Below are 15,726 nucleotides of genomic sequence, written 5' to 3' on the forward strand. Positions count from 1 at the left end.
CATTTTAGCGAGGCCATTAACATGCGCCTCGTTCACACGATTCCTCTGTAGTTCAGTCGGTAGAACGGCGGACTGTTAATCCGTATGTCACTGGTTCGAGTCCAGTCAGAGGAGCCAAATTTAAAAAGCCTGCTTTTAAAGCAGGCTTTTTGCTTTTCTGCATTCGCGGTTCAAATCTGATAATCAATCGCCACGGCCTCTGGCTCCATCACGTGGCGCTTAATCTCATCCACCGACAGCCCGGCATTACACAGCTCGATAAACCGCCATACGTAATTGCGCTGCAGCTGCCCGCGCTTGAGGCCCAGCCATACAGTATTGGCATCGAACAGGTGGCGGGTATCAAGCCGCACAAGATTGCCCTCCTCGCGCTCACCGCCCGACTGTTCCGCCACCAGACCAATGCCCAGCCCAAGCTCAACGTAGGTTTTAATCACGTCGGAATCCTGCGCGCTGAGGACCACATCCGGCGTCAGCCCCTTGCGGCTAAAGGCTTCATCGATACGTGAACGCCCGGTAATGCCCTGGCGGTAGGTGATCAGCGGCCACTTAACGATATCGTCAAGCGTAAGCGGTGACACCTGGTTGAGGGGGTGATCGTCCGGCAGCAGCAGGCTGTGGTGCCAGCGGAACCACGGGAAAGCCACCAGCAGCGGGTCGGTACTGAGGCGTTCACTGGCGATACCGATATCCGCCCCGCCGTTTTGCAACAGCACGTCTATCTCCTGCGGCGTTCCCTGGATCAGCTCCAGCCGCACATCCGGGAAGAGTTCACGGAAGGCTTTAATGACCGGCGGCAGGCTGTAACGCGCCTGGGTGTGGGTCGTCGCGATGGTGAGCACGCCGGAAGCATCGTTGGTAAAGAGGTCCGCGAGACGGCGAACGTTGCTGGCTTCGTTGAGGATACGCTCCGCAATGGCCAGCAGCGCTTTTCCCGGCTCCGTCATCCCGAGCAGACGCTTGCCGCGACGTATGAAAATCTCAATACCCAGCTCTTCTTCCAGCTCGCGAATATGGCGGCTGACGCCCGACTGGGAGGTATACAGCATGTTGGCGACCTCGGTCAGGTTGTAGTCCCGCCTGGCCGCCTCACGGATAATTTTAAGTTGCTGGAAATTCACGTTTCGCTCCGGCCTGTCTGACATAACGCTATTGTTAGAGTCAGCAGGGCTGCAGAACAAATAATAAAAACCAGCATCTTATGCTTTTATGGAATATCAGCTGACCAGCTGCAGCTCGCGGTTCTCCAGCGATGGTTTGCTTACCAGCGACATCAGGATCTCTTTCACCGCCTGCGCCTGCGGGGTGAGCGAGCCGCGTGCGGACATATTGAGCGACAGCGGTAAGCTCATGGACGGTGTAGTGATCCGCGCCATCCAGCCGTTTGCCGCGCTGCACAGTGAGCGTGCCGCAGACTCCGGCAGCACGGTGACCCCCATCCCGCTGGCAATCGCGGCGGTCAGCGTGGAGATAGAGTCGATCTCGCCGATGATTTTGGCCGTCAGGCGACGCAGGGAAAACGCTTCGTCCACCCGCACGCGCACGGCGCTGTAATCACGCGGCAGGAACAGGTTCATCTCGGCGACCGCCGTCAGGTCAACGCTTTGACCCGGACAGTCGCGCGTACCAACCAGATAAAGATCTTCTTTCAGCAGCGGCTGGCTGGTGATCCCGGCGATGGGCGAGCGGTCATACAGCACCGCCATGTCCAGCTGCCCGTTGAGCAGTTTGTCATTCAGCACGGAGCCGCTGTTCTCATGCAGATAAACCAGCACGTCGGGCAGCTCGGCACGCACCGCCTGCAGCAGTGGCATGGTAATGGAAGATGCAGCGGTGCCCGGTGCAAGGCCGATAGAGACCGTGCCGCTCAGCGTCTGGCCGACGTTATTGACCGCCAGCTGCGCCTGTTCGCACTGGCGCAAAATGGTGCGGGCATGGGTATAAAGAATTTTCCCCGCTTCGGTTGGTGTCACGCCGCGCTTGGTGCGGATCAGCAGCTGTTGATCCAGCTCCCCTTCAAGCGTGGCAACCTGCTGGCTCAGCGCGGGCTGCGCAATATGCAACACTTCCGCTGCCTGAGTCAGGCTGCCGATATCGACGATTTTTACGAAGTATTTGAGTCGTCTGAAATTCATATTGCCCCCTGTAACAAATAACTGTGCCTTTAACGGCTTCGTGTGTTGAACAGGTATTGCAATATGAATGCCACTTTTTAAGCCGGGAGAAGATCCATGCCTAATGCCCTGAAAATAAGGAAATCTAATCATCGCTGGCGACTTTATGAGTGAAACAGCGGTTTATGATCTGCCCCATAAGGGGTATATCTGCACAATGGCGGTGCAAAGCGTTGCCAAAAGCACCACTTTGCTGAATTTGTCAGCAAACGAACAAAATCGTCTGATACACCCTTTGACAACCACAGCCGACGTCGATAATATGCGCCCCGTTCACACGATTCCTCTGTAGTTCAGTCGGTAGAACGGCGGACTGTTAATCCGTATGTCACTGGTTCGAGTCCAGTCAGAGGAGCCAAATTTGAAAAGCCTGCTTTTAAAGCAGGCTTTTTGCTTTTCTGCACTCGGTTACATTGTCGGGTGGCGGCTTCGCCTTACCCGACCGACAAATTTCATTGGACCGCAGCCGTCACCCGGCGACAATGTCTCCGTTGCCGACCTTAACCGGCATCCCTGACCGACGTTCCAGTTCAGCGCCCGCCCCCTCGTTTATCAGCTGCGTCCGCTGCGTGGCGGAAATGGGCAGTGGCACTTTCTTTGTCGATTCAAACTCGGCACGGTTACGCGACAGCGGCTCGTGGACTTCCACCCAGCGGCTGCCGTCCGGCTCCGTGGTCATTTTAACCGGGCGATCGATAAGTTCGACGCGCGTGCCGACCGGGACGTTATCGAAAAGATATTTGATATCCGCGTTTCGCAGACGAATACAGCCCTGGCTTACGCGCAGCCCGATACCAAAATTCGAGTTAGTGCCGTGAATGGCGTAGAGCCTGCCAATATAGATGGCGTACAGGCCCATGGGGTTATCCGGCCCGGCAGGCACAAACGCCGGCAGGGTTTTCCCCTCTTTTGCGTATTCGCGGCGCGTGTTTGGCGTAGGCGTCCAGGTTGGCCCATCCTGCTTGCGCTCCACGGCAGTAACCCAGTTACGCGGGGTTTCACGTCCGGCCTGACCGATCCCGATCGGCAGTACCTCCACGGTATTGCTACCCGGCGGGTAATAGTAGAGGCGCATTTCCGCCACGTTCACCACAATGCCCTCCCGCACGGTGGAGGGCAGGATCAGCTGTTGCGGCACCACGAGTTGCGTTCCTGCTTTAGGCAAAAAGGGATCGACACCCGGGTTGGCTTCAAGCATGTTGCTCAACCCTTGCCCATACTGCGCGGCAAAGGCTTCCAGCGGCAGGGTGTTCCCTTCCGGCACGGTGATGGTTATCGGCGCGCCAACCAGGCGGCTGCCCTCAGGCGGAAGCGGATAAGTTACAGCCCATGCACTTTGGGTCACGGCGGCCAGCGCTAACGCCAGCAAGCGGGTTCGGATCATAATGTCCCTATAATTAACGATGTTGAGTACAGGATAACTATAACCCCTGCCAGCCATTTCGTGAGAAAAGCCTGCTGTTATACAGGCTTGTCTCAATGTTGCCTTACTTTTTGCGCCATCTGCGGGTCAGCGGTTTTTCCAATTCAACGATCAGGAACATTGCGAAACCAATCAGGAAAGTAATGACCCAGTAGCGGAACGGCAGCGCTTCGGTGCCGAACAGCATTTGCATAAACGGCGCATAGATGATCAGCAGCTGGAGGATCAGCAGCACAGCGCTAACAATCCAGATCCCCTTGTTCGCCAGCAGCCCTTTACTCAGCGAGAAGCCATCCGTTACGCGGCAGTTCAGCATGTAGAACCACTGCGCGGTCACCAGCATTTGCAGTAGCACGGTGCGGATAAACTCCGGCGAGTAACCGCGCGGCTGCAGCCAGGCCTCCAGCACGAAGGCGCTGATGGCAATCATCAGACCGACAAACACCACGCGCCAGATGGCGAAACCGTCCATAACGTGCAGGTTTGACTTGCGCGGTGGCCGGTTCATGATGTCCCGCTCACCCGCTTCAAATGCCAGGCCAAACGACAGAGTGGCCGACGTCGCCATGTTCATCCACAGGATCAGCACCGGCGTTAACGGGATCAGGTTGCCCGCCAGCAGCGCAATGATGATCAGTAACGCCTGGGCAATGTTGCTCGGGATGATGAACAAAATGGTCTTTTTCAGGTTGTCATAAACTCGCCGCCCCTCGTGCACCGCTCTGGCGATGGTGGCAAAGTTATCATCCGTTAACACCATGTCGGCCGCCTCCTTGGTCACCTCGGTGCCTTTGATCCCCATGGCGATACCGACGTCAGCGCGCTTCAGCGCCGGAGCATCGTTCACGCCGTCTCCGGTCATCCCCACCACTTCCTGTCGGCTTTGCAGCGCCTGCACCAGGCGGAACTTATCTTCCGGGCTGGTTCGCGCGAAGATATCGTATTTTTGCGCGGCTTCGCTCAGCAGCGGATCGTCCATCGCCTCCAGCTCGCGTCCTGTAATAGCGCTGGCGGCATTGCCGATCCCCAGCATCTGGCCAATGCTCATCGCCGTTTGCGGGTGATCGCCGGTGATCATCTTCACCCGAATTCCGGCCTGCAGGCAGTCGGCAATGGCGGTAATCGCTTCCGGCCGCGGGGGATCCATCATGCCGGCAATCCCGAGCAGGATAACCCCGTCCTGTAAATCTGCATGATCCAGCTCGCGCTGGCCGTCGGCGGCGGGCTTCCAGGCGGCAGCCACCATGCGCAGCCCCTCACGGGCGTATTCTTCAATCTTCCCTTCCCAGTAGGGTTGATCGAACGGCTGCAGCCCGGTCTCCGTCTGCTGATACTGGCAGAGGCGGAACAGCACGTCTGGCGCACCGGTAATGAGGATCGTCTCTTCATCGCCCAGGCGGTACAGCGTGGACATGTATTTGTATTGCGAATCGAACGGGATTTTACTGCGCATTTCCGTATCCAGCGCCGGGAGCGGTATTTTCGCCGCCAGCACCTTCAGCGCGCCTTCGGTCGGCCCGCCGGTGATTTTCCACAGGCCCTGCTCATCCTTCATCAGCTGGCTGTCGTTACACAGATCGATGGTGCGCAGATAACGCTCCAGCAGCGAGCCAGGGGTGACGGTGACGGGCGTTGGGTCGTCAATCGGATGAATATTGCCAACCGGCTCGTAGCTGTCTCCCTCCACGCGGTAGGTCGTCCCGGCGGTGATCACCGCTTTAACCGTCATTTCGTTCATGGTAAGGGTGCCGGTTTTATCCGAGCAGATCACCGTCATTGCGCCCAGCGTTTCGACGGTAGGCAGTTTACGAATAATCGCCTTCCGGCGGGCCATCGCCTGTACGCCAAGCGAAAGGATAATAGAGATAATGGCCGGCAGCCCTTCGGGCACCGCCGCCACCGCAAGGCTTATCAACGACAGCACCAGCTCAGAAACCGGCATATCGCGGAACAGGAGGCTAAAGACAAACAGCACCACCATCATCACCAGGATGGTGATAAAGATGGTTTTACCGAGCTTGTCCATCTGCACCATCAGCGGCGTGCGGTGTTTTTCGATGTCCGACATCATCTGGTTGATGTGACCGAGCTCGGTCTCGCCCCCGGTCGCGACCACCAGCCCTTTTCCGCCGCCGGCACTCACGGTGGTGCCGGAGTAAAGCAAGTTATAGCGGTCGCCGAGCGGCAGTTCGCCGCTCAACGCGTCGGTGTTCTTTTCAACAACGGTGGATTCCCCGGTGAGAATCGCCTCTTCGACGCGCAGGTTATGGGCCTCAATCACGCGCAGATCGGCAGGAATGCGATCCCCGGCGCGGATCACCACGATATCGCCGGGCACCAGCGCCGTGGTGGGGATGGTTTCATGGTTGCCCTGCCGTATTACCACGGCTTCACTGGAGAGCATATTGCGAATGCTTTGCAGCGATTTTTCGGCATTACTTTCCTGGATATGACCAATCAGGGCGTTAATGATGGCGACCCCGAGGATCACGAACATATCGACCCAGTGGCCCATGATCAGCTTAAGTAGCGCGGCCACCAGCAGAACATAAATCAGGACGTCGTTGAAATGGGCCAGAAAGCGCAGCCAGGCAGGCTTACCCGGTTTTTGCGGTAAGGCGTTCTCACCGTATTGCTGTAGTCGGGCGGCGGCCTCGGTACTGTTCAGTCCATCTACCGTGGAATGGTTTGCAGCCAGCGCCTCTTCAACGCTTTGCTGATAAAACGGACGGCCAGGTTTCTCTGTTTTCATTGTTCCTTCCTCAGGTTCTTTCAGAAATCACCTTGGTACTCATGCAAATAACAGATAAATAAAAGAAACAGACGCACGGGAAACTCGGGACAGGGTTATACATAGCAAGCTTCCGTGTTTGTTTTATTACCCCAAACGCCAGCAAATGAATCAGGAGAGAATGTATAAAACGTAGCACAGGAATATCAGAATTAACCTTTGATTGTTAATTTCATCAATTATCATGATGTTGCTTTGCGCATTCACCTCCTCAGCCCAACGGGGCTCAACACGCGCCCGGCCCACCGAAATCGGTTGTTTAACATTTGTTTTATCTGCGTCTATGCTCAGTGAGTGCACCCATTGCGTTGGTTTCATTGACGCTATCGCCTTTTCCCGGCCCATGGAGAAGAGAATGTTCGGTTATAGCCTGATTCGTCTTGGTTTTTATATTGCGCTCGCCATTATTGCCAGCACCGCGATCGGTTTATTCACCTATATTGTGGTGTCGACTTTCGCAGAATAGCGTTGCCCCGGTGATGGCGAGGGAATAAATAAAACAATTATTTATTAGGGGAATACCGTGAACCGCTACCTCTTTTTATTGCCGTGGGTGATTTTCACGCTCGCGGCCTGCGATCGCAAGGCTGAGGAAAATACGCCGCTGCCCCGCATGGTGAAAATTACCGAGGTGAAAGCAGCAGGCACTGCCCGCCAGCGTGTTTTCCCGGCACGGATTGAATCCGGTGACGCAACCGACCTCGCCTTCAAACGCCCAGGACAAATAGAAGCCCTGGACATTCGCCAGGGCGCGACCATCAAGCAGGGCCAGCAGCTTGCCAGGCTTAATGCCCGCGACGCCCGGCAGCGCCTGAACGACAGGCAGGTGGCCGCCACGCTGGCGCAACGCCAGTTTGACCGCTTTCAGACGCTGGCAGGCCGTCAGGCAATTTCAAAAGCCGAGATGGACGTTCAGCGCGCAAACCGCGATTCGGCAAATGCCGCGCTCCAGATTGCCCGGGAAGAGCTGAACCAGATGACGCTTGTCGCCCCGTTCAGCGGCACGGTAGCGAGCGTCCACGTGCGTAACCATCAGGTCGTTTCAGCAGGCCAGCCCATTGCGACGTTAACCCGCAGCGATCTGCTGGATGTCGTCTTTAGTATCCCGGAAAACCTGTTTAAGGCGCTGGATATGCGCAACGCCCGGTATCAGCCCATCGTTAAAATTAACGCCTTCCCTGACCGGGAATTTACCGCCGTTTATAAAGAACATTCGGGCAGCAGCGACAGCAATACGCTCACATGGCAGGTGATACTCACCATGCCGCGCCCAGCCGACTTTCCTGCCGTCGGCGGCGTGAGCGGAACGGTAACCGTCAACCTGGCGAATTTGCCCGCCGGGGCGGGTGACAGCGTGCTGGTGGTGCCGGTTGAAGCAGTCTTTAACCCGGACAACAGCCCGCGCAACGAGCCGCACGTCTGGGTGGTGGCGGGCAAAGGCGATGACCTGCATCTGGAGGACCGAAAGGTCAGCGTCGGGCAGGTCGGTACCGAAGGCGTTGCGATCGTAAGCGGTCTCTCTGCGGGTGAGCGTGTGGTCACGGCAGGCGTAAATGAACTTCACGCCGGGCAGCCGGTACGCATCTGGACGCGTGAGCGGGGGCTGTAATGGATATCTCACGCCAGTTTATCAATAACCCTATTCGCGTCTGGCTGACGATACTCCTGATGGGTGTGGGGGGGATTTTCGCCCTGCTGAACATTGGTCGGCTGGAAGACCCCGCATTCACCATTAAAACCGCGGTGGTGATCACCCATTACCCCGGCGCTTCGGCCCAGCAGGTCGAAGAAGAGGTGACGCTACCGCTGGAAAATGCGCTTCAGCAACTCCCCTATCTCGATAACGTCAGCTCAATCTCATCGAACGGACTGTCCCAAATTACCGTCAATATTGCGTCGCGCTACCACTCGAGCGAGCTTCCGCAAATCTGGGACGAGCTGCGCCGCCGCGTGGGTGACGCCGCGAGGCAGTTTCCGCCGGGCGTGGTGACTCCGTTCGTCAACGATGATTTCGGCGATGTCTTCGGCTTCTTCTTTGCCATTTCCGGAGATGCGTTCAGCAACCCGGAACTGGTGCAGTATGCCGAGCAGCTTCGCCGCGAGCTGGTGCTGGTGCCCGGTGTCGGCAAGGTCGCCATCGGCGGGGTGATTAGCCCACAGATCAACATTGATATCTCGTTGACCAAAATGGCGGCGCGCGGCATTACGCTGAACCAGCTTTCTGCCCTGCTCAGCCGGCTTAACGTGGTTTCCAGCGCCGGTGAAATCACCGCAGGCACCGAGTCCATCCGCCTGCATCCTACAGGTGAGTTTCAGAATATCGACGAGCTGGCCGACCTGATCGTCACCCCGTCCGGCACGGGAGCCGCGACGCGTCTGCGCGACATCGCCACGCTGTCGCGCGGGCTGAATGAATCCCCGGCCAGCATTTACCATGCTAATGGCCGAAAAGCCGTCACCATGGGCGTCTCCTTTATCCCTGGCGTAAACGTCATTGACGTCGGTCACGCGCTGGAAGCGAAGCTGGAGCGGATGTCGGCAGAAAAACCCGCGGGTATCCATCTCGATCTCTTTTACGATCAGGCGGCGGAAGTCGGCCATTCGGTTAACGGGTTTATTGTGAACTTCCTGATGGCGCTGGCGATTGTCATCGGGGTGCTGCTGATTTTTATGGGCGTGCGCAGCGGGATTATCATCGCCTTCTCCCTGGCGCTCAACGTGCTGGGCACCCTGCTTATCATGTACCTGTGGGGCATTGAGCTGCAGCGTATCTCGCTCGGGGCGCTGATTATTGCCCTCAGCATGCTGGTGGATAACGCCATCGTGATTGTTGAAGGGGTCCTGATCGCCCGGCAGCAGGGCTCCCCGCTGTTAACGGCGATTAACTACATTATCCGCCGCTCGGCCCTCCCCCTGCTGGGAGCGACGGTGATCGCCATTCTGGCCTTTGCGCCTATTGGCCTGTCGCAGGACTCCACCGGTGAATACTGCAAATCGCTGTTCCAGGTGCTGCTCATTTCGCTGATGCTGAGCTGGTTTTCCGCACTCACTATCACGCCGGTGCTGATCACGTGGTGGTTGTTCAAACACGACAGCGCGCCGGAAAAAACGCCGGCGGCCGATCCCTATGACAAAGCGTTTTACCGGCTTTACCAGCGCCTGCTCAACGCCCTGTTACGGCGTAAAGCGCCAACGCTTATCGTGATGGCGGCGCTGCTGGCGGCGGCTATCTGGGGGTTTGGCTCGGTGCGCCAGAACTTCTTTCCGTCGTCCAATACCCCGATTTTCTTTGTCGACCTCTGGTTGCCCTACGGTACCGATATCAACTGGACCGAAAAAATGACCAGCGATATCGAAAAAACCCTTAACGACCAGCCGGGCGTGGAAACCACCGTCTCCACCATTGGGCAGGGGAGTATGCGCTTCATCCTGACCTACAGCGGGCAGCGCCAGTACAGCAATTACGCGCAAATCATGGTCAGGATGGACGATCGGCGAAGCATCGCGCCGCTGACGCGTCACGTTGAGGAGTACATCGCGCGAAACTATCCCCAGGTCAATGCCAGCACGAAACGCGTGGCGTTTGGTCCCTCCGGCGACAGTGCAATTGAGGTGCGCATCAAGGGGCCTGACCCGGACAGGCTCCGTCTGATTGCCAGCCAGGTTGACGATATTCTCAGCCGCGACCCGGCCACCGACAGCGTCAGAAACGACTGGCAGAACCGCAGCAAAGTGATCCGTCCCCAGTATGTGCCAGCCCTTGGCCGTGAACTGGGCGTTGATAAACAGGACGTGGATAACGCGCTGGAGATGAACTTCTCCGGCAGCCGCGCGGGGCTGTACCGGGAAGGCAGCGACCTGCTGCCAGTGATCGTCCGGCCGCCGGAGAGTGAACGTCAGGACGCGAATCATCTTAATAATGTGCTGGTGTGGAGCCAGACCCGGCAGCAGTACATCCCGCTGAGCAACGTGGTAAGCGGGTTTGCGCTGGAGTGGGAAGATCCGCTGATCCTGCGCCGCGACCGCATGCGCGTGCTCACCGTGCAGACCGACCCGGCCCCGCAGAGCCAACAAACGTCCGGCGACATCCTTGCCCGCGTGCAGCCGAAAATCGACGCCCTCCCCCTTCCCGCAGGCTACAGCATTGAGTGGGGCGGAGACGCGGAGAACGCCAGCGAAGCACAGCAAGGGGTGTTTACCACCCTGCCGCTGGGATACCTGGTGATGTTTGTGATAACCGTGCTGATGTTCAGCTCGGTGAAAAATGCCGTGGCAATCTGGCTGACCGTGCCGCTGGCCCTGATTGGCGTCACCCCCGGTTTTTTAATCACCGGGATCCCGTTTGGCTTTATGGCGCTGATTGGCCTGCTGAGCCTGAGCGGGATGTTGATCCGCAACGGCATTGTGCTGGTCGAAGAGATTGAGCAGCAAAAGGGGCTGAAAAATCAGCATGAGGCCATTATGTATGCGGCCACCTCGCGTCTGCGCCCGATTCTGTTAACCGCCTTCACCACCGTGCTCGGGCTGGCTCCGCTGCTGCTGGATGTTTTCTTCCAGAGCATGGCTGTTGTCATTATGTTTGGACTGGGATTTGCTACAATCCTGACGCTGCTGGTTCTCCCGGTAATTTATGCGTGTTTCCATCGTAAGGACAAAGCTGAACAACAATGAATGCCACAGGACTGAATATCATTAAAACGCTGGGGTGTATGACGGCGGTGACGTTCTTCACTATCTACAATACCTGGGATCGCTACGACTATGACTATCACTGGATCCTCGGGTTTTTGACCTTTATTTCGACCATCGCCACGCCGCTTTTCTTTGTGGTTGCGGGCTATCTTGACGGGCAATCCCGGCACGGCACCCGCTGGCAGCTGGATAAAATCAAAAGTCTGGTCACGGTGTTTCTGTTCTGGGTAACCCTTTATTACCTGTGGGAACCCTATCAGCGTGGGTATTTAATTCAGCCGTGGTTCGTCTTTGCGTTCATTGTCATCTATACCTTCCACCCGGTGATAGAGTGGTTAAGCCAGTGTCGGACGCTTTTTTGCACCCTTATCGCGGGCCTGCTGGTCTTTTCCTACGGGTACGATTTACTGTCAGTGCTGTACCCACAAATCCATGTCTTCTCGCTCTCTCCCCAGTATCGCCTGTGGACGTGGCTGCTCTTTTATCTGACGGGGCAACTGTTTTGCGATCCGCAGATCGCCGCGTGGATCGCCCGCCGAAACGTGGTCAGAGCAGCGCTTGTGGCGATCCCGTTTATTTACCTGTTCACCTGGTTTTATGAGCGGCACTTCTTTTTTGCGCTGTTCAAAGCGGACAGAAACGCTTTTATTCTGACCGGCTCGCAGATCTATATCCTGATTGTCGCGCTGGTGATTGCGGCTAACGGCGTGCGTTTTCGTCGCAACGTCGAATTTAAAGAGGCTATTCTTGCCGCGATCAGCAAAACGATGACCGGGGTGTATATTCTGCACTATTCCGTTTTTCATCTGCTCACGGCGCTGATACCGGTGACATCGCTCAGCACAAAACTGATGCTGATAGTGCTGACCTTTATCACCTCCGTGCTCTTTTCCCTGCTGGTTCTGGCGAACCCGGTGGCGAAAAAGGTCATTACGCTTTAGAAGCCCAGGCGCAACCAGGCGAACAGCACGTTACCGTTATTGTAGGTGCCGGGAATGTAGGTGAACTGGACGGTGGCGCGCTTATAGCCCGCCGAGAATAGCGGGAAGATAAACGGCAGCGGCACGTAGTTGGCAAAATCGTCTCGCGCGGTGATCCCTGCTGCCGCCCCCAGACCCAGGCGAAAATCTTTGGCGTTATCGAGATACCAACCCTTCTCCCAGCCATAGCCCATCGCGGGTTGCCACTCGTTATGGGAATCTTTAAACATCATGGCGAAGAGCGCGCTCCAGTTGCCCTCCTCGTTATAGCGGGAAATACCCAGTCCGCCGCCCCACGGCATTTCGTTATAGTTATCGGTTTTTTCCTTGTCGTACATAAAGCGGGCGTGCCAGCTCAGAAACGGCAGATAGAGATCGTAGCGTTCTGGCTGTTCCCACGTTTGAGAAATATCGTCCGTCACGGCATCCCACCAGCGGCTGATGCGTTGTTCACCGTACACGGTGGGTTCAGCACGAAGGGGAAATGCGATTAAAAACAGGGCCATCCAGAGTGCCGGAAAAAGGCGTTGCATAGTATATTCCTCAGCATCATTCACGCAGGGTTAGTAATACTGTAATCCATCCATTCCTAACCGCAGCCAAACGCGCGGATTTATGTTGCACCCGGTGAGATGAAATTTGCTTATTCAGAGCCTTCAGGAAAGATAAAAACGTTTTCTCCGCTTTCATGTCGCGGTAGTCTCATACGTTCCGTCACAGGACGGACGCAATGTGAGTGACCTTTTCTTATACCAATAATTAAAAATCAGTACAGACAGGACAACTATGGACTCCACCCTCATCTCCGATCGTCCCGACGAGGAGACCCCTTCGCTTAACCGCGCCCGCCGCGCCGCTCTGGGCAGCTTTGCCGGGGCCGTCGTCGACTGGTATGACTTTCTGCTTTATGGCATCACCGCCGCGCTGGTGTTTAACCGCGAGTTCTTCCCCCAGATAAGCCCGGCGATGGGCACGCTCGCCGCCTTTGCAACCTTTGGTGTCGGCTTCCTGTTTCGCCCCCTCGGCGGCGTGATCTTCGGCCACTTTGGCGACCGTCTGGGGCGCAAACGCATGCTGATGCTGACCGTGTGGATGATGGGCATTGCCACGGCGCTGATTGGTATTTTGCCGTCGTTTGCCACCATCGGCTGGTGGGCACCCGTCCTGCTGGTGACGCTTCGCGCGGTGCAGGGCTTTGCCGTCGGCGGCGAATGGGGCGGCGCGGCGCTGCTCTCCGTTGAAAGCGCGCCGAAAAACCGCAAAGCCTTTTATAGCAGCGGCGTACAAGTGGGGTATGGCGTCGGCCTGCTGCTCTCCACCGGGCTGGTGTCGCTGATTAGCCAACTCACCACCGACGAACAGTTCCTGAGCTGGGGCTGGCGCATTCCGTTTATCTTCAGCATTGTGCTGGTGATTGCCGCCCTGTGGGTTCGAAACGGCATGGAGGAATCCGCCGAGTTTGAACAACAGCGGCGCGAAAAGCCGGAGGCAAAAAAACGGCTGCCGGTGATGGAGGCGCTAATCCAGCATCCGGGGGCGTTTTTGAAGATCATCGCCCTGCGGCTGTGCGAGCTACTGACGATGTATATCGTGACCGCCTTCGCCCTGAACTATTCGACGCAAAACCTCGGCCTGCCGCGCGAGCTGTTTCTGAATATCGGCCTGCTGGTCGGCGGCATAAGCTGTCTGACTATTCCCTGCTTCGCCTGGCTGGCAGACAGGTTTGGCCGCCGACGGGTCTACATCACCGGTGCGCTGGTTGGCACCCTTAGCGCCTGGCCGTTCTTTATGGCCCTGGAGGCGCAATCCGTCTTCTGGATCGTCTTCTTCGCCATCATGCTGGCAAACATTGCTCACGACATGGTGGTGTGCGTCCAGCAACCGATGTTTACCGAACTGTTCGGCGCGAGCTATCGCTACAGCGGCGCTGGCGTGGGGTATCAGGTGGCGAGCGTGGTGGGCGGCGGATTCACGCCGTTTATAGCCGCCGCGCTGGTGACCTTCTCCAGCGGCAACTGGCACAGCGTGGCGATCTATCTGCTGGCAGGCTGCTTGCTCTCGGCCCTCACCGCGCTGGTGATGAAAGAGCCGAAGCCGCATTAGTCGGCAGCGTTTGTCCTAAACTGCATGGCTGTCTTTTGTTTCACAATCGTGTGACATACTATCGGTGAATGCCGCACACCTGTGGAACAAGGAGACAGACATGCATAATAAGGGCTCCAGCCTGACCCCGGCTCAGGCGCTGGACACACTCGACGCGCTGTACGAGCAATCCGTTAACGCGCTGCGCAGCGCCATCAGCGACTATATTGAAAGCGGCAAACTGCCCGACGAAAAGGCCAGAAGTGAGGGCCTTTTTGTTTATCCTTCGATCTCCGTGACCTGGGACGGTAGCGCCAGCTCCAACCCGAAAACCCGCGCTTACGCCCGCTTTACCCACGCCGGTTGTTACAGCACAACCGTCACCCGCCCGGGGCTGTTTCGCCCCTACCTGGAAGAACAGCTTACGCTGCTGTATCAGGATTACGGCGCACACATTTCGGTGGAACCGTCGCGGCATGAGATCCCCTATCCGTACGTGATCGACGGCTCCGAGCTGACGCTTGACCGATCCATGAGTGCGGGGCTGACGCGCCACTTCCCGACGACTGAGCTATCTCAGATTGGCGACGAGACGGCTGACGGGATCTATCACCCCGCCGAGTTTTCCCCGCTGTCGCATTTCGATGCCCGCCGCGTCGATTTCTCGCTGGCGCGCCTGCGTCACTACACCGGCACGCCCGCAGAGCATTTCCAGCCTTTCGTGCTGTTCACCAACTATACCCGCTACGTTGACGAGTTTGTCCGCTGGGGCTGTAGCCAGATCCTCGACCCCGACAGCCCGTACATCGCCCTCTCCTGCGCGGGCGGTATCTGGATCACCGCCGAAACCGAAGCGCCGGAGCAGGCCATTTCAGACCTGGCGTGGAAAAAGCATCAGATGCCCGCCTGGCACCTGATCACGGCTGACGGCCAGGGCATTACGCTGATTAACATTGGCGTGGGGCCGTCCAACGCGAAAACGATCTGCGATCACCTGGCGGTGCTTCGCCCGGACGTCTGGCTGATGATCGGCCACTGCGGCGGCCTGCGTGAAAGCCAGCTGATTGGGGACTACGTGCTCGCCCATGCGTATCTGCGTGATGACCACGTGCTTGACGCGGTGCTGCCGCCGGATATCCCGATCCCGAGCATTGCCGAGGTTCAGCGCGCGCTATACGACGCGACCAAAGAGGTGAGCGGCATGCCGGGCGAAGAGGTGAAGCAGCGCCTGCGCACCGGGACGGTGGTCACCACCGACGATCGCAACTGGGAGCTGCGCTACTCCGCCTCTGCGCTGCGTTTTAACCTGAGCCGTGCGGTTGCCATCGATATGGAGAGCGCCACCATTGCCGCGCAGGGATACCGCTTCCGCGTACCTTACGGCACGCTGCTGTGCGTCTCGGATAAACCTCTGCATGGTGAAATCAAGCTCCCGGGCCAGGCCAACCGTTTCTACGAAGGGGCGATTTCGGAGCATTTGCAAATCGGCATCCGTGCCATCGATTTGCTGCGTGCGGAAGGCGATAAGCTGCACTCCCGTAAGCTGCGCACTTTCAACGAACCGCCGTTCCGCTAAGAACGTTA

The 15,726-nt window shown here is 57.4% G+C and carries 10 protein-coding genes and 2 tRNA genes; 7 read left to right on the forward strand and 5 right to left on the reverse strand.

Annotated features, from left to right (window positions below; translation table 11 throughout):
* The first annotated feature begins 41 nt into the window (after nt 1–41).
* Nucleotides 42–117, forward strand: a tRNA-Asn gene (locus QLG21_RS01685).
* Between the two features lie 53 nt (nt 118–170).
* Here QLG21_RS01685 and cbl read toward each other — a convergent pair.
* A complete protein-coding gene (gene cbl, locus QLG21_RS01690; protein ID WP_282483769.1) occupies nt 171–1,121 on the reverse strand; it encodes an HTH-type transcriptional regulator Cbl in 951 nt (316 codons plus the stop codon).
* Between the two features lie 96 nt (nt 1,122–1,217).
* Nucleotides 1,218–2,135, reverse strand: coding sequence for a nitrogen assimilation transcriptional regulator NAC (gene nac / locus QLG21_RS01695; protein ID WP_058610132.1), 918 nt, complete (start codon nt 2,133–2,135; stop codon nt 1,218–1,220).
* A 321-nt stretch (nt 2,136–2,456) separates the two neighbouring features.
* Here nac and QLG21_RS01700 point away from each other — a divergent pair.
* Nucleotides 2,457–2,532: transfer RNA gene (locus QLG21_RS01700), tRNA-Asn, on the forward strand.
* Nucleotides 2,533–2,643: 111 nt separating this feature from the next.
* On the opposite strand, the gene ldtA is transcribed toward QLG21_RS01700, so the two are convergent.
* Together ldtA and QLG21_RS01710 are read right to left on the reverse strand one after the other, a co-directional pair.
* Nucleotides 2,644–3,558 (reverse strand): L,D-transpeptidase, encoded by a 915-nt coding sequence (gene ldtA, locus QLG21_RS01705; RefSeq protein ID WP_282483770.1) that lies wholly within the window; start codon nt 3,556–3,558, stop codon nt 2,644–2,646.
* A gap of 103 nt (nt 3,559–3,661) precedes the next feature.
* Nucleotides 3,662–6,349: a cation-transporting P-type ATPase gene (locus QLG21_RS01710; RefSeq protein ID WP_282483771.1), complete on the reverse strand. Its 2,688-nt coding sequence runs from the start codon at nt 6,347–6,349 to the stop codon at nt 3,662–3,664.
* Nucleotides 6,350–6,911: 562 nt separating this feature from the next.
* On the opposite strand from QLG21_RS01710, the gene QLG21_RS01715 reads away from it, so the two are divergent.
* The 3 genes from QLG21_RS01715 to QLG21_RS01725 are packed head-to-tail and all read left to right on the forward strand — an operon-like array spanning nt 6,912 to nt 12,021.
* Complete coding sequence (locus tag QLG21_RS01715) at nt 6,912–7,997, forward strand: efflux RND transporter periplasmic adaptor subunit (RefSeq protein WP_282483772.1); 1,086 nt, start codon at nt 6,912–6,914, stop codon at nt 7,995–7,997.
* Nucleotides 7,997–11,059 (forward strand): efflux RND transporter permease subunit, encoded by a 3,063-nt coding sequence (locus tag QLG21_RS01720; RefSeq protein WP_282483773.1) that lies wholly within the window; start codon nt 7,997–7,999, stop codon nt 11,057–11,059. The genes QLG21_RS01715 and QLG21_RS01720 overlap by 1 nt, the downstream gene beginning before the upstream one ends.
* On the forward strand, nt 11,056–12,021 hold the full coding sequence (locus QLG21_RS01725) for an acyltransferase family protein (protein WP_282483774.1): 966 nt from the start codon (nt 11,056–11,058) through the stop codon (nt 12,019–12,021). The genes QLG21_RS01720 and QLG21_RS01725 overlap by 4 nt, the downstream gene beginning before the upstream one ends.
* On the opposite strand, the gene pagP is transcribed toward QLG21_RS01725, so the two are convergent.
* Nucleotides 12,018–12,593, reverse strand: a complete 576-nt coding sequence (pagP, locus tag QLG21_RS01730) for a lipid IV(A) palmitoyltransferase PagP (protein ID WP_137849302.1) — start codon at nt 12,591–12,593, stop codon at nt 12,018–12,020. The genes QLG21_RS01725 and pagP overlap by 4 nt on opposite strands.
* 253 nt (nt 12,594–12,846) lie before the next feature.
* Here pagP and shiA point away from each other — a divergent pair, with 253 nt between their 5' ends.
* Nucleotides 12,847–14,163, forward strand: a complete 1,317-nt coding sequence (shiA, locus tag QLG21_RS01735) for a shikimate transporter (RefSeq protein ID WP_282483775.1) — start codon at nt 12,847–12,849, stop codon at nt 14,161–14,163.
* Between the two features lie 100 nt (nt 14,164–14,263).
* Nucleotides 14,264–15,718 (forward strand): AMP nucleosidase, encoded by a 1,455-nt coding sequence (locus tag QLG21_RS01740; RefSeq protein ID WP_137849303.1) that lies wholly within the window; start codon nt 14,264–14,266, stop codon nt 15,716–15,718.
* Nucleotides 15,719–15,726 lie beyond the last annotated feature (8 nt).

It is taken from the genome of Enterobacter sp. V87_3 (assembly GCF_029967835.1).
Lineage (GTDB): Bacteria > Pseudomonadota > Gammaproteobacteria > Enterobacterales > Enterobacteriaceae > Enterobacter > Enterobacter cancerogenus.